Annotated in this window: 15 protein-coding genes; 11 read left to right on the plus strand and 4 right to left on the minus strand. The window is 71.6% G+C overall.

Features of this window, described 5'->3' with window-relative positions:
- Positions 1-128: 128 nt before the first annotated feature.
- Complete coding sequence (locus tag ACF1DX_RS06025; protein ID WP_391790014.1) at positions 129-635, minus strand: DUF4245 domain-containing protein; 507 nt, start codon at positions 633-635, stop codon at positions 129-131.
- Between the two features lie 143 nt (positions 636-778).
- Between ACF1DX_RS06025 and glpX the strand changes: the two genes are divergently transcribed.
- Positions 779-1813 carry a class II fructose-bisphosphatase gene (gene glpX, locus ACF1DX_RS06030; RefSeq protein ID WP_391790015.1) on the plus strand — a complete coding sequence of 345 codons (1035 nt, stop codon included), beginning with the start codon at positions 779-781 and terminating at the stop codon, positions 1811-1813.
- A gap of 319 nt (positions 1814-2132) precedes the next feature.
- Here glpX and ACF1DX_RS06035 read toward each other — a convergent pair whose 3' ends face one another.
- Positions 2133-2507, minus strand: a complete 375-nt coding sequence (locus ACF1DX_RS06035; RefSeq protein ID WP_078913925.1) for a WhiB family transcriptional regulator — start codon at positions 2505-2507, stop codon at positions 2133-2135.
- 93 nt (positions 2508-2600) lie between these two features.
- Positions 2601-3296, minus strand: coding sequence for a DUF1707 domain-containing protein (locus ACF1DX_RS06040; RefSeq protein ID WP_391790016.1), 696 nt, complete (start codon positions 3294-3296; stop codon positions 2601-2603).
- A gap of 272 nt (positions 3297-3568) precedes the next feature.
- On the opposite strand from ACF1DX_RS06040, the gene ACF1DX_RS06045 reads away from it, so the two are divergent.
- The 5 genes from ACF1DX_RS06045 (at position 3569) to ACF1DX_RS06065 (ending at position 11718) form a co-directional block, all read left to right on the plus strand.
- A complete protein-coding gene (locus ACF1DX_RS06045) occupies positions 3569-5248 on the plus strand; it encodes a fumarate hydratase (protein ID WP_391790017.1) in 1680 nt (559 codons plus the stop codon).
- A 348-nt stretch (positions 5249-5596) separates the two neighbouring features.
- Positions 5597-7021 carry a M20/M25/M40 family metallo-hydrolase gene (locus ACF1DX_RS06050; RefSeq protein WP_391790018.1) on the plus strand — a complete coding sequence of 475 codons (1425 nt, stop codon included), beginning with the start codon at positions 5597-5599 and terminating at the stop codon, positions 7019-7021.
- Between the two features lie 114 nt (positions 7022-7135).
- Positions 7136-8539, plus strand: coding sequence for a class II fumarate hydratase (locus ACF1DX_RS06055; protein ID WP_391790019.1), 1404 nt, complete (start codon positions 7136-7138; stop codon positions 8537-8539).
- An 89-nt stretch (positions 8540-8628) separates the two neighbouring features.
- Positions 8629-9321, plus strand: a complete 693-nt coding sequence (locus tag ACF1DX_RS06060; protein ID WP_391790459.1) for a DUF402 domain-containing protein — start codon at positions 8629-8631, stop codon at positions 9319-9321.
- Between the two features lie 273 nt (positions 9322-9594).
- The gene (locus tag ACF1DX_RS06065; protein ID WP_391790020.1) at positions 9595-11718 is read left to right on the plus strand and encodes a SpoIIE family protein phosphatase; all 2124 of its coding nucleotides are present in this window, start codon (positions 9595-9597) and stop codon (positions 11716-11718) included.
- Positions 11719-11781: 63 nt separating this feature from the next.
- Here the strand turns inward: ACF1DX_RS06065 and ACF1DX_RS06070 are convergent, their stop codons facing one another.
- Entirely contained in the window at positions 11782-14073 is a 2292-nt protein-coding gene (locus tag ACF1DX_RS06070; RefSeq protein ID WP_391790021.1) for a transglycosylase domain-containing protein, read from the minus strand.
- 260 nt (positions 14074-14333) lie between these two features.
- Between ACF1DX_RS06070 and ACF1DX_RS06075 the strand changes: the two genes are divergently transcribed.
- The 5 genes from ACF1DX_RS06075 to ACF1DX_RS06095 all read left to right on the plus strand — a co-directional run bounded on the left by ACF1DX_RS06075 (position 14334) and on the right by ACF1DX_RS06095 (position 19327).
- Entirely contained in the window at positions 14334-15269 is a 936-nt protein-coding gene (locus tag ACF1DX_RS06075) for an SPFH domain-containing protein (RefSeq protein WP_391790022.1), read from the plus strand.
- The gene (locus tag ACF1DX_RS06080) at positions 15266-15520 is read left to right on the plus strand and encodes a hypothetical protein (protein ID WP_391790023.1); all 255 of its coding nucleotides are present in this window, start codon (positions 15266-15268) and stop codon (positions 15518-15520) included. The genes ACF1DX_RS06075 and ACF1DX_RS06080 overlap by 4 nt, the downstream gene beginning before the upstream one ends.
- 221 nt (positions 15521-15741) lie before the next feature.
- The gene (locus tag ACF1DX_RS06085) at positions 15742-16266 is read left to right on the plus strand and encodes a PadR family transcriptional regulator (protein ID WP_390814653.1); all 525 of its coding nucleotides are present in this window, start codon (positions 15742-15744) and stop codon (positions 16264-16266) included.
- Positions 16263-16958: an ABC transporter ATP-binding protein gene (locus ACF1DX_RS06090; RefSeq protein WP_391790024.1), complete on the plus strand. Its 696-nt coding sequence runs from the start codon at positions 16263-16265 to the stop codon at positions 16956-16958. Before ACF1DX_RS06085 ends, ACF1DX_RS06090 begins: the two co-directional genes overlap by 4 nt.
- 68 nt (positions 16959-17026) lie before the next feature.
- Complete coding sequence (locus ACF1DX_RS06095; RefSeq protein WP_391790025.1) at positions 17027-19327, plus strand: ABC transporter permease; 2301 nt, start codon at positions 17027-17029, stop codon at positions 19325-19327.
- Positions 19328-19375 lie beyond the last annotated feature (48 nt).

Genomic DNA, 19375 nt, shown 5'->3' on the forward strand with positions numbered 1-19375 from the left:
GCGCCCGGGGGCGGCGCCTGCTCGTCGCGCGCCCCCCGCCCCCCCCCCCCGCCCGGCGCCCCCCGGGGCGGCCCCCCCGGCCGCCGCCGTGCCGGCGGGGCCCCGCCCCCTGTGCGTCCGCGTCCCGCTCACTCCGTGCGCAGCGCCCCGGCCATCTTCTCCAGCCGGCCGAACGACGCCGTGCCGGTCACCACCGTGGTCGAGCCCTCGGTGCCCTCCAGCACCAGCGCGTCGTAGTGGTCGCCCTCGTAGCGCGTCCAGGTCCTGCCGCCGATCTGCCGCGTGGTCTCCGTCTTCGCGGCACCCTGCGTCGTGTCCTCGATGAACGCCGCCCGCTTGCCCGTGGACTGCTCGACCGCCACGTACTCCCCGTCGGGGGCACGGAAGCCGAGGTGCCAGGCCTCGGACTCGGTGCCCTGGTAGCGGACGGAAGTGGGCTTCCACTCCTCGGACAGGCCCTCCGGTGCGGCGACGGGGTAGGAGGCGGCCCGGCGGGCCGTGAGCAGGTCGATCCGGTAGTCGACCCGCTTGAGGTCGGGTTCGCCGTCCTCGTGCGGGATGAACAGCCAGACCACTCCCGCCACCAGCCCGATGAGGACCATGGAGAGGATCATGTCCCGGGCCGTTTTCTGCATGCTGTTCTTTCCTGCCACGCCCCCTATCGTCGCAGGTGCCCGGTGCGCTCATCCGTGGGGGGCCCTGCTCATTTTGTCGGACTGGCGATAGAGTCGTGCCCCAACCCTCATCCGGCCGTCGTCGTACAGAAAGGTGCGCTCCGATGACCGAACACCATCACTTGCCGTCCGAGCTCGATGTCCCCTCCGAGGCCCCCGACCGCAACCTCGCCCTGGAGCTCGTACGGGTCACCGAGGCGGCGGCCATGGCAGCCGGCCGCTGGGTAGGGCGCGGCGACAAGAACGGCGCCGACGGCGCCGCGGTGCGCGCCATGCGCACCCTCGTCTCCACCGTCTCGATGAACGGCGTCGTCGTCATCGGCGAGGGCGAGAAGGACGAGGCCCCGATGCTCTTCAACGGGGAGCGCGTGGGCGACGGGACCGGCCCGGAGTGCGACATCGCCGTCGACCCGATCGACGGTACGACGCTGACCGCCAAGGGCATGACGAACGCCATCGCGGTGCTGGCCGCCGCCGAGCGCGGCTCGATGTTCGACCCGTCGGCCGTGTTCTACATGGACAAGCTGGTCACCGGGCCGGAGGCCGCGGACTTCGTCGACATCAACGCGCCGGTGAGCGTGAACATCCGGCGGGTCGCCAAGGCCAAGCGGGTCACCCCCGAGGACGTCACCGTGGTGATCCTCGACCGGCCGCGGCACGAGGGCATCATCAAGGAGATCCGGGAGACCGGGGCGCGCATCAAGCTGATCTCCGACGGCGACGTGGCCGGCTCGATCCTCGCCCTGCGCGAGGGCACGGGCATCGATCTGCTGCTCGGCATCGGCGGCACCCCCGAGGGCATCATCTCGGCGTGCGCGGTGAAGTGCCTGGGCGGCACCATCCAGGGCAAGCTGTGGCCCAAGGACGACGAGGAGCGGCAGCGGGCGGTCGACGCGGGGCACGACCTGGACCGGGTACTGACCACGGAGGACCTGGTCACCGGGGACAACGTGTTCTTCGTGGCGACGGGCATCACCGACGGCGAGCTGCTGCGCGGGGTGCGGTACCGGTCGGAGACGGCCACGACCGATTCGATCGTGATGCGGTCGAAGTCGGGGACGGTGCGGAGGATCGACTCCGAGCACCGGCTCTCGAAGCTGCGGGCGTACAGCGCGATCGACTTCGATCGCGCCAAGTGAAACGTCACTTCGGTGCGGGGGGGCCTGCGGCGCGTGGGTGAGTACGGGCCTGCGGCACGTGGGCGGCTGCGAGTGCGTCGTGGTTGATCGCGCCCACGCGGCGGTAGCCGCATATCGGGCACAACCCCGCACCCCTGAGGTGGGACCAGTTCCCCGGCGCTGAGAGGCAAGCGGGTCTCCCGGTGCTGGGAGGCAAGCGGGTCTCCCGGGGTTGAGAGGTGAGCGAGTTCCCCGGCGCTGAGAGATGAGCGGGTCTCCCGGCGGCGAAGGGGCGCCCCCTGTGCGGAGGGGGCGCCCCTTCTTGTCGCTTGCGTGTGTTTCAGCCCGCTGCCGCGATGCGGCCCGGGCGGGCGTTCTTCTTCAGTTCCATCTCGCGGCGCCGGCGGCGGGCCAGCACCACCCGGCGTTCGGCGGCGGTGAGGCCGCCCCAGACGCCGTAGGGCTCGGGCTGGAGCAGGGCGTGCTCGCGGCACTCGACCATCACCGGACAGCGGGCGCAGACGCGCTTGGCCGCCTCCTCGCGGGAGAGCCGGGCGGCCGTGGGTTCCTTCGAGGGTGCGAAGAACAGCCCCGCCTCGTCGCGCCGGCACACCGCCTCGGTGTGCCAGGGGGCGTCCTGGTCCCTGTCCCGCGCTGCCGCTCGCTGGGCCGGGACAGCGGCTATCTGCAGGGACGAATGCGGCGGTTGCAGCACGGTCTACTCCTGACGACGGCTTCGCAAGCGAGACACGATGCAGCAAGGCTTACCCGATGTACGCGCGCCTATGCACAGAGTCCCGACCGTACGTCAGTGGCCCAGGTGCCTGCGCATGCTCCGGTCGACCTTGCGCTGCACCCGGTCGAGGATGTCCGCCACGAGCCTGCCGCGCTTGGGCCGCGCCTCGACGGACCCCAGCACCGCCCAGCCGTCCACGTAGACCACCGGGGCCCCGGGGTCGGCCGCGTCGAGCGTGTCCACCTCGAAGGCGCCGAGCACGCCGCCGCCCATGCCGCGCAGCGACACGTTCTCCGGGACGCGGATCTCGACGCTGCCGAAGACGGAGAACGCCTTGATCATGACCTGCTGGTGGTCGAACAGCGCCTCGCTCAGGTCGATCTCCACGCTCCCGAAGACCGCGTAGGCGTGAATGCGGCGGCCGGTGCGCCAGCGGCCCTTGCGGGTGGCGGCGCTGAACACCGCGACCACGTTGTCATCGGGGTCCATCGGGATCGCGCCGGTGGTGGGGCGGCTGGGGGCGGAGGCGTGTGCCGCGCGCCGCTGGTGGGCCGCCGGCAGGTCCCGGACGAACACCTCCAGCTCCCCGACCGTCTTGGCGGCCAGCACGCCCTCGACGCGCTCCGCGTGCTCGTCGGCGGTGAGGCGACCCTCGGCGAGGGCCTCGCGCAGGAGGTCGGCGGTACGGTCCCGGTCGGCGTCGGAGGCGCGCAGCTCGGCCGTCCGCGGTGCCGTGTCCGGCTGCTGGGCGTGCTTCTGAAGGTCCACGGCAGTAGCGTACCGAAACGCGATAGATCGCGACTACCCCCTGACGGGGGACAACTGAGGACAACCTCACAGACTCACCGCGAAGAGCAGGTCCTACGCTGGTGGGCGCCCGCCGACGTCGGCGGGCGGCCGGCGAGCGAGCCGAAGGGGCGCGCCTGTGCGGAGGGCCCGAGCGCGCGGAGGCCCGGAGGGCCCGAGCACGACGGGCCCTGCGCACAGGCCTCGGCGCCCCGGAGGCGAGCCGCCCCGGAAGACTTCCTGTCGAGTGAGGAATGGGCGAGATGCCTGAGTTCGAGTACGCCGATCTGCTCCCCATGGGAGAGGACACCACCCCCTACCGGCTGGTGACCTCCGAAGGTGTCTCCACCTTCGAGGCCGACGGGCGGACGTTCCTCAAGGTGGAGCCGGAGGCGCTGCGCAAGCTCGCCGAGGAGGCCGTCCACGACATCCAGCACTACCTGCGCCCCGCCCACCTGGCGCAGCTGCGCCGCATCATCGACGACCCCGAGGCGTCGGGCAACGACAAGTTCGTCGCGCTGGACCTGCTGAAGAACGCGAACATCGCGGCGGCGGGCGTGCTGCCGATGTGCCAGGACACCGGTACGGCGATCGTCATGGGCAAGCGCGGGCAGAACGTGCTGACGTCGGGGCGTGACGAGGAGGCCCTGAGCAGGGGCATCTACGACGCCTACAAGAACCTGAACCTGCGCTACTCGCAGATGGCCCCGCTCACCATGTGGGAGGAGAAGAACACCGGCTCCAACCTCCCCGCGCAGATCGAGCTGTACGCGACGGACGGCGGCGCGTACAAGTTCCTGTTCATGGCCAAGGGCGGCGGGTCGGCCAACAAGTCGTTCCTCTACCAGGAGACCAAGGCCGTCCTGAACGAGACCTCCATGATGAAGTTCCTGGAGGAGAAGATCCGTTCGCTGGGCACGGCCGCCTGTCCGCCGTACCACCTGGCGATCGTCGTCGGCGGCACGTCGGCCGAGTACGCGCTGAAGACCGCGAAGTACGCCTCCGCGCACTACCTGGACGGGATCCCCTCCGAGGGCTCCCCGCTCGGGCACGGCTTCCGGGACAAGGAGCTGGAGGAGAAGGTCTTCGAGCTGACGCAGAGGATCGGGATCGGGGCGCAGTTCGGGGGCAAGTACTTCTGCCACGACGTGCGGGTGGTGCGGCTGCCGCGGCACGGGGCGTCGTGTCCGGTCGCGATCGCCGTGTCCTGCTCGGCGGACCGGCAGGCCGTCGCGAAGATCACCGCCGAGGGTGTGTTCCTGGAGCAGCTGGAGACGGACCCGGCGCGCTTCCTTCCGGAGACGACGGACGAGCAGCTCGACGCCGACGGTGACGTGGTGAGGATCGACCTCAACCAGCCGATGGACGCCATCCTCGCCGAGCTGACCAAGTACCCGGTCAAGACCCGGCTGTCCCTGACCGGCCCGCTGGTCGTGGCCCGCGACATCGCGCACGCCAAGATCAAGGAGCGGCTGGACGCGGGTGAGGAGATGCCGCAGTACCTGAAGGACCACCCGGTGTACTACGCGGGGCCCGCGAAGACGCCGGAGGGGTACGCGTCGGGGTCGTTCGGGCCGACGACGGCCGGGCGCATGGACTCGTACGTGGAGCAGTTCCAGGCGGCGGGCGGGTCCAAGGTGATGCTGGCGAAGGGGAACCGGTCGAAGCAGGTCACCGACGCGTGTGACGCGCACGGGGGGTTCTACCTCGGGTCGATCGGGGGGCCGGCGGCCCGGCTGGCGCAGGACTGCATCAAGAAGGTCGAGGTCGTCGAGTACGAGGAGCTCGGGATGGAGGCGGTGTGGAAGATCGAGGTGGAGGACTTCCCGGCGTTCATCGTCGTCGACGACAAGGGGAATGACTTCTTCCAGGATCCCTCGCCGCAGCAGCCGACGTTCACGTCGATTCCGGTGCGGGGGCCCGGGCCGGCGTAGCCGCCGCGGGGGCGGCGGGAGTGGTTTCTTCGCCCCCGCCGCCCCTTCCCGTCCCGAAACCGGGGCTCCGCCCCGGATCCCGCTCCTCAAGCGCCGGAGGGGCTGAATCCTTGCCGGACGGGACGAAAGGACAGCCTCTCCGGCGCTTGAAAAGCGGGAGTTCGGGGGCGGATCACCGCTGTCCGCATAGCGGATTCCGTGTGCTTCTTTCGGACAATCAAGGCTCGGCCCTGCCCGTTCCGTTGACTGGCTCAACCATCGCTGTGAGTCTTCTCGACGCTCCGACATGCGCATGCCATGTCTATCCCCGCGTGGCTCACCCCACAGCCACCTCCCGGAGGAGACCAGGTGAAACGAAGATTCGCCGTGGCGGGCTTCTCGCTCGCCGTCGTGCTCGGCTGCGGAACACTCCCCGCCGTGGCCGCCGACTCCGCACCCACCGCGGACACCACCCTCAGCGCCGCGCCCGACGTCGACGTGAACAAAGTGAAGGCGCACCTGAACGAGTTCAGCGCCATCGCCGGCCGGAACGGCGGCAACCGCCGTTCCACCGGCCAGGGTTACCGCGACTCCGTCGCCTATGTGAAGGGCAGGCTCCAGGCCGCCGGATACACCGTCACCGAGCAGCCGTGCACCTCCGGCTGCACCAGCGGGGCCGGGCCCAACCTGATCGCCGAGTGGCCACAGGGCGACGCCGACAACGTGTACATGTTCGGCGCCCACCTCGACGGCGTCTCGGCCGGCCCCGGCATGAACGACAACGGCTCCGGCTCCGCCGCCCTCCTCGAGAACGCCCTGACGCTCGCCCAGCAGAACCCCGCCCTGCGCAACCGGGTCCGCTTCGCCTGGTGGACCGACGAGGAGCAGGGCCTCAACGGGTCCGACTTCTACGTGCGTTCGCTGTCGTCCACCGAGCGCGCGAGGATCAAGGCCTACTACAACTTCGACATGGTCGCCTCCGTCAACGGCGGCTACTTCATCAACCACATCACCTCCTCGGCCGCCGCCCCCATGAAGGCGTACTGGGACTCGCTCGGGCTCCAGCCCGAGGAGAACACCGAGGGTGCGGGGCGCAGCGACGACTACTCCTTCGAGCAATACGGCATTCCCACCTCCGGCTACGCGATGGGGGCCAGCGCCCGCAAGACCTCCGCGCAGGCCGCCAAGTGGGGCGGCACCGCGAGCAGGGCGTACGACCCCTGCTACCACTCGTCCTGCGACACCCTCACCAACATCAACACCACCGGCCTGGACCGCGCGTCCGACGGCATCGCGTACACGATCTGGCAGCGGGCCGTGGACACCGGCACCGGCGGCACCTGTGACACCACCGGCGTCGTCGCCAACGGCGGGTTCGAGAGCGGCACCTCGCCGTGGACCGGGAGCACCGGGGCCATCGGCGCCCAGTCGGGCCAGTCCGCCCACACCGGCACCCGGTTCGCCTGGCTGTCGGGGTACGGCTCCACCCGTACCGAGTCGATCAGCCAGTCGGTGACCGTGCCGGCCGGGTGCACCCGGGCCACGCTGAGCTACTGGCTGCACATCGACACCGACGAGTCCGGCTCGACGCCGTACGACCGGTTCACGGTGAAGGCCGGCGGCACCACGCTCGCCACGCTGTCCAACGCCGACGCCGGCAGCGGCTACGCGCAGCGCTCGGTCGACCTGTCGGCGTACGCCGGACAGACGGTGACCCTGACCTTCACCGGAAGCGAGGACTCCTCGCTGCAGACGAGCTTCGTCCTGGACGACGTGACCCTGCTGAGCGACTGAGACCACCCCCCACGGGTACTCCGCCCCGCCGCGTTCCCTGCGCGGCGGGGCGGAGGCCGTGCGCGGGAATACGCTCGCCGGACACCGCTGCTGTGCATGCTCGGAGGTACGACGATGACGACCACGGACGACGACCGGAACTACCGCGTCGAGCACGACTCCATGGGGGAGGTGAGGGTACCGGCCGACGCCAAGTGGCGTGCGCAGACCCAGCGCGCCGTGGAGAACTTCCCCGTCTCCGGGCAGCGGCTGGAGCGCGCCCACATCGAGGCCCTCGCCCGGATCAAGGGCGCCGCGGCCAAGGTGAACGCCCGGCTCGGGGTGCTGGACGAGGACATCGCCGAGGCGATCCAGGAGGCGGCCGGCGAGGTCGCCGAGGGACGGTGGGACGAGCACTTCCCGGTGGACGTGTTCCAGACCGGGTCCGGGACCTCGTCCAACATGAACACCAACGAGGTCCTCGCCACGCTCGCTACCGAGCGGCTCGGACGGGACGTGCACCCGAACGACCACGTCAACGCCTCGCAGTCGTCCAACGACGTCTTCCCGTCGTCGATCCACATCGCCGCGACGGCCGCCGTCACCCGTGATCTGGTCCCGGCGCTCGACCACCTCGCCGCCGCCCTGGAGCGCAAGGCCGGGGAGTTCGCCGACGTGGTGAAGTCCGGGCGGACGCACCTCATGGACGCCACACCGGTGACGCTGGGCCAGGAGTTCGGCGGGTACGCGGCCCAGGTGCGGTACGGGATCGAGCGGCTGAACGCCTCCCTGCCGCGCCTGGCCGAGCTGCCGCTGGGCGGGACCGCCGTCGGCACCGGCATCAACACCCCGCCCGGTTTCTCCGCCGCCGTCATCGAGGAGGTCGCCCGCGCCACCGGGCTGCCGCTGACCGAGGCGCGCGACCACTTCGAGGCGCAGGGCGCCCGTGACGGCATCGTGGAGACCAGCGGGCAGCTGCGGACCATCGCCGTCGGGCTGACGAAGATCGCGAACGATCTGCGGTGGATGGCGTCGGGTCCCCGTACCGGCCTCGCGGAGATCTCCCTGCCCGATCTCCAGCCCGGTTCCTCGATCATGCCCGGCAAGGTCAACCCGGTGATCCCGGAGGCGGTGCTCATGGTGTGCGCGCAGGTCACCGGCAACGACGCGACCGTCGCCGCCGCCGGCGCCGCGGGCAACTTCGAGCTCAACGTCATGCTGCCGGTCATCGCGAAGAACGTCCTTGAGTCGGTGCGGCTGCTCGCGAACGTCTCCCGGCTGCTCGCCGACCGCACGGTCGACGGCATCGTCGCGCACCGCGAGCGGGCCCGCGAGTACGCCGAGTCCTCGCCGTCCGTGGTCACCCCGCTCAACAAGTACATCGGTTACGAGGAGGCCGCCAAGGTCGCCAAGAAGTCCCTGGCCGAGCGGAAGACCATCCGGGAGGTCGTGCTGGAGAGCGGCTACGTCGAGCGCGGCGACCTCACCGTCGAGCAGCTCGACGCGGCGCTGGACGTCCTGCGGATGACACGGCCGTGACGGCACGGCCGTAGGGCGTCGTGCCGGGAGCCGTGAACCGTGACCGGGGGTCACGGCGTCGTACGCCCATGGCACTCTCATATCTGGCCATGGCGGAGGGCGGAGCGACGATGCGCGAGGAAGCGGGCGGGACGGCCGGACACTGGGCGCCCGGGACACAGGTCCTGTGGCGGTACCGGGAGAACGGCGGCGCGCGCATCCACATCGCGCGCCCCGTCACGGTCGTACGCGACGACCCGGAGCTGCTCGCGGTGTGGATGGCGCCCGGGACCGAGTGCGTGAAGCCGGTGCTCGCCGACGGCACGCCGGTGCACCGGGAGCCGCTCGGCACCCGGTACACCAAGCCGCGCGCGGTGCGGCGGGACCGCTGGTCCGGCACCGGGGTGCTGAAGCTGGCCCGGCCCGGCGAGCCCTGGTCGGTGTGGCTGTTCTGGGACCCGGGCTGGCGGTTCAGGAACTGGTACGTGAACCTGGAGGAGCCGCTGTCCCGCTGGGCCGGCGGGGTGGACTCCGAGGATCACTTCCTGGACATCTCCGTGCGCCCGGACCGCACCTGGCGCTGGCTCGACGAGGACGAGTTCGCGCAGGCCCGGCGGGACGGTCTGGTGGACTCCGCGCTGGCCGGGAGGGTGCGGAAGGCCGGGCGGGCCGCCGTGGCGGCGATCGAGGCCTGGGGGCCGCCGTTCGCGGACGGGTGGGAGAACTGGCGCCCCGATCCGTCGTGGACGGTACCGTCACTGCCACAGGACTGGGACCGCACTCCCGCGCATCTGTCCTCGTGAGACCCTTGCTGCGCCCCCGGGCGGGAAACGTAGGATCGTCCTCCGCAAGGGTGCGGGCAGCAACCACCGGAACGCGCACCAGGCTTGACCGATCGTCACCGAGGGGCGGCAGGACGTGAGCGAGGGGTACGGAAACACCGGTGCCGGCCGGGAACGGCCGGCCAACGGCACAGGAACAACCTCTGACCACGCGGGAATTCCGTTCCGGGGGCACGTGTTCCGGGTATCGGAGTTCCGGCGGGACGAACCGCGCGCACGGCGTGCGCCGGACGGATGGACTCGACACGCGTGACGGAGCAGCCGACCTCCTTCGAACGCCCCCAGCCGGGCGTCGACCCCGCGGATCCCCGCGGGGCACTCCCGCGTACCCCGCCACCGGAGCGTGTGCCGGGCACGGGGGCCGCCTTACCCGTACAGAGCCGCTCCGGCGGTGAGCCTCCCGCGCCCGGGGCCGCGTCGCCGGACACGGTGACGCCGGACGGCACCGGCCAGGACCCGGCCGCCGGGTCCGGCCCCGAGCACTCCCAGCCGGGTGCCGGGCAGGGCACCGAGCCGGACGCGCACCGGCCGCGTCCCGTGCCCGAGGGCATCCCGGTGCAGCCGGCCGCGGGCCACGGCCGGCCGGTGCGGGGTCCCGACGGCACGGAGCGCCGTACCGGGCAGCAGGCGCAGCCCGGACGGCCCACGCCGATGCGCAGGGACGGGGACCGGCTGCGGTTCGTCGGTGCCGCGACCCGGCGGATCGCCCGCGGCATCGACCTGGACGAGATCGTGATGGGGCTGTGCCGGGCCACCGTGCCCACCTTCTCCGACGCGATCCTGGTCTATCTGCGCGAGCCCCTGCCGGTCGGCGACGAGCGGCCCACCGGCCCGCTGGTGCTGCGGCTGCGCCGCACCGACCGGATCCCGGCCGAACGGGACACCGAGGGCGGGTTCGCCCCGATCGCCCCGCCGGAGCCGTCCGAGCTGGACTCGGTCGGCGCGGAGCTGTGCACCGTGCGGCCCGGCAGCGCGCTCGCCGAGGTGCTGCGCGGCGTACGGCCGGTGTTCACGGACGCGCCGGCGGCCCGTGCCGCGCTGCCCGAACTCCTCGGTGAGGAGGGCGCGTCGGCCGTACCGGACGGGCAGCGGGCGATCCTCGCGCCGCTGCGCGGACGGCGGCGGGTGATCGGCGCGGCGCTGTTCCTGCGCCGCCCGGAGCGCATCCCGTTCGAGGCCGACGACCTGCTGGTCGCGGCCCAGCTCGCCACGCACAGCGCCCTCGGCATCGACAAGGCGGTGCTGTACGGGCGGGAGGCGTACATCGCCGACGAGCTGCAGCGCACGATGCTGCCGGAGAACCTGCCGCGCTGCACCGGCGTACGGCTCGCCTCGCGCTACCTCCCGGCCGCGGAGACCGCGCGGGTCGGCGGTGACTGGTACGACGCCATCCCGCTGCCCGGCAGCCGGGTCGCACTGGTCGTCGGCGACGTCATGGGGCACTCCATGACCTCGGCGGCGATCATGGGCCAGCTCCGCACCACCGCGCAGACCCTCGCCGGGCTCGACCTGCCCCCGCAGGAGGTGCTGCACCACCTCGACGAGCAGGCGCAGCGGCTCGGCGTGGACCGCATGGCGACCTGCCTCTACGCGGTGTACGACCCGGTGGCGCACCGCATCACCATCGCCAACGCCGGCCATCCGCCGCCCGTCCTGCTGGAGCTGGGCGGACGCGCCGAGGTGCTGCGGGTGCCCGCGGGCGCCCCGATCGGTGTGGGCGGGGTGGACTTCGAGGCGGTCGAGCTGGACGCGCCCGCCGGGGCGACCCTGCTGCTGTACACCGACGGCCTGGTGGAGTCCCGGCTGCGGGACGTGTGGACCGGTATCGAGCAGCTCCGGGAGAAGCTCGCCGCGACCGCGCAGCTCACCGGGCCCGATCATCCGCCGCCCCTGGAGGCGCTCTGCGACGAGGTGCTGGACATGCTCGGTCCGGGCGACCGGGACGACGACATCGCGCTGCTCGCCGCCCGTTTCGACGGGATCGCGCCGAGCGACGTGGCGTACTGGTTCCTGGAGCCGGAGGACGCGGCCCCCGGCCGGGCCCGCCGCCTCGCCCGGCGGGCGCTGTCCCGCTGGGGCATGGAGGAGCTGAGCGACTCGGTGGAGTTGCTGGTCAGCGAGGTGGTGACGAACGCCGTGCGCTATGCCACGCGGCCGGTCACGCTGCGGCTGCTGCGCACCGACGTGCTGCGCTGCGAGGTCGGTGACGACGTGCCGCAGTTGCCGCGGCTGCGGCAGGCGCGGGCCACCGACGAGGGCGGGCGCGGGCTGTACCTGGTGAACCGGCTGGCCCGGCGCTGGGGCGCGACCCGGCTGAGCACGGGCAAGGTGGTGTGGTTCGAACTGAACCACGGCTGAACCGTCGTACGGCATGACGAGGGGCGCCCGGTGCGGTCACCGGGCGCCCCTCGTGTCCGCCGTCTACTGCTCCTCGTCGTCCCCCGGTTTCTCCGGTCCTCCCGGGAGCTCGAACGTCGGCGATGCGGAGGTGGGCGGGGCCTCCGGCGACTCCGACGCCGGAGGCTCGGACACCGGCGGCTCGGAGGCCGGCGGCGCGGAGGTCTCCGGCGGTGCCTCGGTGGTCGGTTCCTCGCTCGTCGGCTCGTCGCTCGGCGTCCCGGACGGCGACTGCGAGACCGGCGGGGAGCTGCTCGGCTTCCTCACCGCGTTGCCCTGCTTGGTGTCCAGGTCGAACTCGGTGACCTCGTCCATGACGCCGAAGGTGTACGCGGCCCAGATCTCCGCGGGGAAGCCACCGCCGTTGACGCGGTAGTCGACGCCGCCCGCCCGGTACATCGGGACCTGCTTGCCGCTCTTGGGGTCCTCGCCGAACAGACCGACGGAGGTGACCAGTCCGGGGGTGAAGCCGGTGAACCAGGCCGACTTGTTGTTGTCGGACGTACCCGTCTTGCCGGCGACCTGCTGGCCGTCGCGCAGCGGGTTGTCCCGCACGGACTTCTGGGCCGTACCGTCGTCGACCACGCCGGTGAGCACGGAGGTCACGGTGTCGGCGGCCTCGCGGCTGATGACCTGCTCACCGATCGGGTCGGGGAACTCGACCGCGCGGTCCTTGTGCTCGACCGACTTCACGATCGCCGGGGTGACCTTCTTGCCGTGGTTGTCGAGGGTGGCGTAGACGCCGGCCATCTCCAGCGGGCTCGCGCCCATGGTGCCCAGCGTCTGCGCGGGCACGGGGGGCATGCCCTCGGTCTCCATGCCGAGGTCGCCCGCGATCTCGATCACCTCGGTCATGCCGACGTCGATGCCCATCTGCGCGAAGACCGAGTTGACGGACTTGTTCATCGCCTCCTGGACGGTGATGTCGCCGTAGTTCCGGTCGTCCTCGTTGGGCGGCGCGAAGCCGACCTCCTTGCCGCCGTCCACCACGGGGCGCCCGCTCGTGCCGTCGTAGAGGGTGTTCGCCGTGATCGGCACGCCGTCCTGGGTCTCGGCGTCCCGGTCCACGGCCGCGGCGAGGATCAGCGGCTTGAAGGTGGAGGCGGGCTGGTAGTCGTCGCGGGTGGCGTTGTTGCGGTAGTGCTTCACGTAGTCCACGCCGCCGTACATCGCCAGGACCGCGCCCGTCTTCGGGTCCACGGAGACGGCGCCGGCCTGGACGTCGGCGTCGACCTCGCGCTTGCCGGGGTCGAGCCTGCCGGTGAGCTTGGTCTTGACCGCTTCCTCCAGCGCCTTCTGCTTCTTCTTGTCGATGTTCAGCGTGATGGTGTAGCCGCCGAGGTCCAGCATGGCGTCGGCCTGCTTGGTGTCCTCGGCGGTGCCCTGGGCGACGAGCTGCCGCTTGAGCGCGGTGTTGGCCGCCTCGACCAGGTACCCGGTCTGGCCCTCCAGCCCGGGGACGGCCTTGGGTTCCTCGGGAACCGGGAACTTCATGCCCTGGCGGTCGGCCCGGTCCAGCCACTTCTGCTCGACCATGTTGTCCAGGACGTAGTTCCAGCGCTCCTGGGCGAGCCTCTTGCCGGTGTCGCTGGCGATCGCCCAGTCGTACTGGTTCGGCGCCTGGAGCAGCGCGGCGAGGTACGCGCCCTGCTCGACGGTGAGGTCCTCGGCGTCGACGCGGTAGTAGGCCTGCGCGGCGGCCTGGATTCCGTAGGCGCCGCGGCCGTAGTAACTGGTGTTGATGTAGCCGGCGAGGATGTAGTCCTTGGACTTCTCCCGGTCCAGCTTCAGGGAGATGACCAGTTCCTTCAGCTTGCGGCTGACCGTCTGTTCCTGGGACAGGTAGTAGTTCTTGACGTACTGCTGGGTGATCGTGGAACCGCCCTGCGCGCCCTTGCCGGAGAGCGTGTTGAGCACGCCGCGCGCGGTGCCCCTGAGGTCGACGCCGGAGTCCTTGTAGAAGGTCTTGTTCTCGGCGGCGACGAAGGCGCGCTGGACGTCCTTGGGGACCTTGGCCAGGTCGACGATCTCGCGGTTGTAGCCCTTGCGGGCCATGATCGAGCCGTCGCTGTACTTGTAGACGTTGCCCTGCAGCTCGGCGTCGGCGTTCCCTTCGGGGATGTCGATCACCATGTACAGCACGATGAAGGCGCCCATGCCGAGCAGGCAGAGGCCGAAGAACGTGCCGAGGATCTTCTTCCAGGTGAAGAGGCGGCGTATGCCGCTGCGCCCGGCCGCGTCCGACGAACGGCGGCCCCGGGGTGCCGCACGGCGCCCACCGCGCTGTCGTGCGCGTCTTTCTTCCGCTCGTCCCATGCGTCCGTTCCGCTCCGCTTCGTTCGTGTGTGCTCTACGGCCACACCAGTTCGCCGCTCGGGTCAGCTCAGAAAGCTAACACCGGGAGCTATGACAAAGGGCCGCCGATCCGGCCTTTACGGGCGTGACAATCAGCACCCGCTCCAACGGAACCGACGTCCGAGAGGGGCGCAGGGTTGCCGGGACGGGGTAATCTGATATCACTTAGCTAGAAAGGCGCTAGCCGCTCGGCGGGCGCCCGGAGAAACGGGGGATCACCCATGTCCACACACGACACGCAGGTCACGGCCGATGTGCCCGAGATGCCGGCCCCGCGCGTGCGGGAGTTCGCGGCGCACAGCATCGGCGGCGGGCTGGCGCTGTTGCTCGGCCTCGTCGGTCTGCTGCTCGGCACCATGCTGCTCGTCACCGCCACGGCGGTCACCGGGGCCGGCGCCAAGGCCGTACTGATCGTCGGCGGCATCCTGGTCGTCATCGCCGCGTTCCTCGCGATGTGCGGACTGAACATGGTGGCGCCGGGCGAGGCGCGGGTGGTGCAGCTCTTCGGCCGCTACCGGGGCACGATCCGGCAGGACGGGCTGCGCTGGGTGAACCCCCTCACCTCGCGCAGGAAGATCTCCACGCGGGTGCGCAACCACGAGACCGCGGTCCTGAAGGTGAACGACGCCTACGGCAACCCGATCGAGCTGGCCGCGGTCGTGGTGTGGCGGGTGGAGGACACCGCCCAGGCCACCTTCGAGGTGGACGACTACATCGAGTTCGTCTCCACCCAGACCGAGGCGGCCGTGCGGCACATCGCCATCGAGTACCCCTACGACGCCCACGACGAGGACGGACTCTCGCTGCGCGGCAACGCCGAGGAGATCACCGAGAAGCTCGCCGTCGAACTGCACGCGCGCGTGGAGGCGGCCGGCGTGCAGATCATCGAGTCCCGGTTCACCCACCTCGCGTACGCTCCCGAGATCGCCTCGGCGATGCTCCAGCGGCAGCAGGCGGGCGCCGTCGTGGCGGCGCGGCAGCAGATCGTGGAGGGCGCCGTGGGTATGGTCGAGTCGGCCCTGGCCCGGATCCAGGAGCAGGACATCGTGGAGCTGGACCCCGAACGGAAGGCGGCGATGGTGTCCAACCTGATGGTGGTGCTGTGCGGTGACCGCTCCGCGCAGCCGGTCCTCAACACCGGGACGCTCTACCAGTGACGACTCCGTCCGGGGACTCCGCCCCCCAGGGCCGGCCGCGGCGCAAGCAGGTGCTGCTGCGGCTGGACCCGTCGGTGTACGAGGCGCTGGCGCGGTGGGCCAACGACGAGCTGCGCTCCGCCAACGCGCAGATCGAGTTCCTGCTGCGGCGGGCGCTGGCCGAGGCGGGGAGGCTGCCCGGCGACACCGGGCCCCTCCCCCGCCGCGGACGGCCGCCCGGGGGCTCCACCCCCGGACCCCCGTCGGCCTGAAGGGCCTCGTCCTCGAGTGCCGGACGGGCCGACGCACGCACGCCCGCCCCATCGGCGCCCGCGTGCGGCCCGCCCCACCCCACCGGCGCCCGCGCACAGCCCGCCCCGCCCCGTAGCGGAACCGTGACAATCGGCCCCCACCTGCGCCTCCGTACACCCCGGCGCGACCTGCGCACTCCGCGTATACACACCGCGTATACACCGTGTGTAGAGTGCTCCGCATGTCCATCGGTCACACCCTCCTGGGGCTCCTGGAGTCCGGTCCGCGTCACGGTTACGACCTGAAGCGGGCCTTCGACGAGAAGTTCGGTCACGACCGGCCACTGCACTACGGCCAGGTCTACTCGACGATGTCCCGCCTGCTGAAGAACGGGCTCGTCGAAGTCGACGGCATCGAGGCCGGCGGCGGCCCCGAGCGGAAGCGGTACGCGATCACCGAGGCCGGCGTCACCGATGTCGAGCGCTGGCTCGCCACACCGGAGAAGCCGGAGCCGTACCTCCAGTCGACGCTCTACACCAAGGTCGTCCTCGCCCTGCTCACCAGCCGGGACGCCGCCGACATCCTCGACACGCAGCGCTCGGAGCACCTGCGCGGCATGCGGATCCTCACCGACCGCAAGCGCAAGGGCGACCTCGCCGACCAGCTCATCTGCGACCACGCCCTGTTCCACCTCGAAGCCGACCTGCGCTGGCTGGAGCTGACCGCGGCGCGTCTCGACAAGCTCCGTGCGGCGGTGACCCGATGACCACGGCCCCTCCCCCCGGTTCCCTGCTCACCGCGCAGGACCTGCGCAAGGTCTACGGCCCCACCACCGCGCTCGACGGCGCCGCCTTCTCCATCCACCCCGGCGAGGTCGTCGCCGTGATGGGGCCCTCCGGGTCGGGCAAGTCGACGCTGCTGCACTGCCTCGCCGGGATCGTCACCCCCGACTCCGGGTCGATCACGTACGACGGGCGTGAGCTGACCGCCATGAGCGACGCCGAGCGCAGTGCGCTCAGGCGCTCGGCGTTCGGCTTCGTCTTCCAGTTCGGACAGCTCGTCCCGGAGCTCACCTGCGTGGAGAACGTCGCCCTGCCGCTGCGGCTGAACGGCACGCCCCGCAAGGAGGCCGAGCGGACCGCGCTGACCTGGATGGAGCGCCTGGAGGTCGACGACGTCCGCAAGAAGCGCCCCGGCGAGGTGTCCGGCGGTCAGGGGCAGCGGGTCGCCGTGGCCCGGTCGCTGGTCACCGGCCCGCGGGTGCTGTTCGCCGACGAGCCGACCGGCGCGCTGGACTCCCTCAACGGCGAGCGGGTGATGGAGCTGCTCACCGACGCCGCCCGGTCCACCAACGCCGCCGTCGTCCTCGTCACGCACGAGGCGCGGGTGGCCGCGTACTCCGACCGCGAGGTCGTCGTGCGCGACGGGAAGTCCCGGGACATGGAGCGCGTCGTATGAGTGCGGGCTGGGGGCACCGCCCTGCTCGAGCGAAGTCGAGAGCTTGGGGGAGGGCGCGGGACCTCGGCATGGGGCTGCGGTTCGCCTTCGCCGGCGGACGCGAGGGGTGGATCCGGGCGCTGCTCACCGCCGTCGGCGTCGGGCTGGGGGTGGCGCTGCTGCTGCTCACCACCGCCCTGCCCGGCGCGCTGGCGGAGCGGCACCGGCGGGAGGAGGCACGACTCAACTACACCTACGGTGAACAGATCGAGCGCGCCGACGACACCCTGGTGACCGCGGACACCGACACCGAGTTCGACGGCCGGGACATCCGCGGCCGGCTGCTGGAGCCGGAGGGCGACAAGGCCCCGCTGCCGCCGGGGCTGCGGGAGTTCCCGGCGCCGGGCGACATGGTGGTCTCCCCCGCGCTGAAGGAGTTCCTCGGCTCGGACGACGGCGAGCTGCTGCGGGAACGGCTGCCGTACGACATCGTCGGGACGATCGGCGAGCAGGGGCTGATCGGCTCGCGGGAGCTCGCCTACTACGCGGGCGCCGAGGGTCTCGCGGGGCGGGCCGGCGACGGGCAGGTGGGCCGTATCGACTCCTTCGGGGACCCCAACCCGATCGAGGAGGAGACGGATCCGGTCCTCATGCTGCTGGTCCTGGTCGTCTTCGTCGTACTGCTGATGCCGGTCGCCGTGTTCATCGCCGCGGCCGTACGGTTCGGCGGTGAGCGGCGCGACCGCAGGCTGGCCGCGCTGCGGCTGGTCGGCTCCGACGGCGGCATGACCCGGCGGATCGCCGCGGGCGAGGCGCTCGGCGGGGCGCTGCTCGGACTGGTGTTCGGTGCCGGGTTCTTCCTGGCGGGGCGTGAGTTCGCGGCGTCCGTCGAGGTGTTCCGCATCAGTGTCTTCCCGAGTTATCTGAACCCCTCCCCGCTGCTGGCGCTGCTGGTCGCGGTGGCGGTTCCGGGGGCCGCCGTGCTGGTGACGCTGCTGGCGCTGCGCGGGGTGGTCATCGAACCGCTGGGCGTGGTGCGCACGGCGCGGCCCGCCCGCCGCCGGCTGTGGTGGCGGCTGCTGCTGCCGCTGGCCGGGATCGGCATGCTGCTCCCCATGATCGGCCAGGGCCGGGAGAACGGGGACTTCAACCAGTACCTGGTCACCGGCGGTGTCATCTGTCTGCTCGTCGGCGTCACCGCGCTGCTGCCGTGGATCGTGGAGACGGTCGTCGCCCGGCTCGGCTCGGGCAACGTCTCCTGGCAGCTGGCGGTGCGTCGCCTGCAGCTGAGCAGCGGCGCGGCGGCCCGCATGGTCAACGGCATCGCGGTCGCGGTGGCCGGCGCGATCGCGCTGCAGATGCTGTTCGCCGGGGTGGAGGGCGACTACACCGAGGAAACCGGCTATGACACGTCACTGGCGCAGATGCAGGTACGGGTGCCGAAGGGCACCGAACTCGCCGCGGCCGCCACGAAGCTCGAGGAGACCGAGGGCGTCCGCAAGGTCTACCCGCTGGCCGAGGGGTACTTCGGCGACCGTCCCTGGGACAAGGATCCGCAGCGCACCGCCCAGTTGACCATCGGTGACTGCGCGACCCTGCGCGAGGTGGCGAAGCTGCCCTCGTGCGCGGACGGCGACGTGTTCACGCTCCGGGGCGGCGAGTACGACACCGACACCCCGTCGCTGAGCAGGCCGGGCCAGAAGCTGTACCTGGAGAAGTCCATCAGCGACAGCGGCAGGGAGAGCGTCGTCTGGACCCTCCCCGAGGGGCTGAAGCAGGCCGCCTCCATCGAGGACCCGACCGGAAACAGGCGCGGCGGCTTCCTCGTGACCCCGGCCGCGGTGCCCGCGGACATCGCGGAGGTGGTCACCGGCGAGCTGTATCTGTCGGTCGACGACTCGGTGCCGTACGCCCGCGAGTACATACGCAACGCGGCGGCCGCGATCGACCCGTTGGCCTATCCGGCGACGTGGAACTCCGTCGAGCGTGCCGACCGCTACGAGTCCATCCGTACGGGCCTGTCCGTCGGCGCCGCCGCCGTGCTGGCGCTGATCGGAGCCAGTCTGCTGGTCTCCCAGCTGGAGCAGTTGCGGGAACGCCGCAAGCTGCTGTCGGCCCTGGTCGCCTTCGGTACCCGGCGCCGCACGCTGAGCCTGTCGGTGCTGTGGCAGACGGCGATCCCGATCGGCCTGGGTCTGCTGCTGGCCTCGGTGGTGGGCATCGCCCTGGGCGCGGTGCTGCTGAAGATGACGTCGGCACCGGTCGGTGTGGACTGGCCGAGCGTGCTGCGGATGACCGGCATGGGCGCGGGCGTGGTCCTCGTGGTGACCCTGCTGAGCCTGCCCCCGCTGCTGCGCATGATGCGCCCGGACGGCCTGCGGACGGAGTGAGCGGTACGGACCGCGGGGGCCGTGGGGACCGCACGGACCGCGGGGGCG

Source organism: Streptomyces sp. NPDC014676 (genome assembly GCF_043084105.1).
Lineage (GTDB): Bacteria > Actinomycetota > Actinomycetes > Streptomycetales > Streptomycetaceae > Streptomyces.

Bases quoted from the DNA above. Each gene is read 5' to 3' on its own strand.
- ACF1DX_RS06025 (WP_391790014.1), bottom strand. From the start codon at position 635: ATGCAGAAAACGGCCCGGGACATGATCCTCTCCATGGTCCTCATCGGG.
- glpX (WP_391790015.1), top strand. From the start codon at position 779: ATGACCGAACACCATCACTTGCCGTCCGAGCTCGATGTCCCCTCCGAG.
- ACF1DX_RS06045 (WP_391790017.1), top strand. From the start codon at position 3,569: ATGGGCGAGATGCCTGAGTTCGAGTACGCCGATCTGCTCCCCATGGGA.
- ACF1DX_RS06055 (WP_391790019.1), top strand. From the start codon at position 7,136: ATGACGACCACGGACGACGACCGGAACTACCGCGTCGAGCACGACTCC.
- ACF1DX_RS06060 (WP_391790459.1), top strand. From the start codon at position 8,629: ATGGCGGAGGGCGGAGCGACGATGCGCGAGGAAGCGGGCGGGACGGCC.
- ACF1DX_RS06065 (WP_391790020.1), top strand. From the start codon at position 9,595: ATGGACTCGACACGCGTGACGGAGCAGCCGACCTCCTTCGAACGCCCC.
- ACF1DX_RS06070 (WP_391790021.1), bottom strand. From the start codon at position 14,073: ATGGGACGAGCGGAAGAAAGACGCGCACGACAGCGCGGTGGGCGCCGT.
- ACF1DX_RS06075 (WP_391790022.1), top strand. From the start codon at position 14,334: ATGTCCACACACGACACGCAGGTCACGGCCGATGTGCCCGAGATGCCG.
- ACF1DX_RS06085 (WP_390814653.1), top strand. From the start codon at position 15,742: ATGTCCATCGGTCACACCCTCCTGGGGCTCCTGGAGTCCGGTCCGCGT.
- ACF1DX_RS06090 (WP_391790024.1), top strand. From the start codon at position 16,263: ATGACCACGGCCCCTCCCCCCGGTTCCCTGCTCACCGCGCAGGACCTG.
- ACF1DX_RS06095 (WP_391790025.1), top strand. From the start codon at position 17,027: ATGGGGCTGCGGTTCGCCTTCGCCGGCGGACGCGAGGGGTGGATCCGG.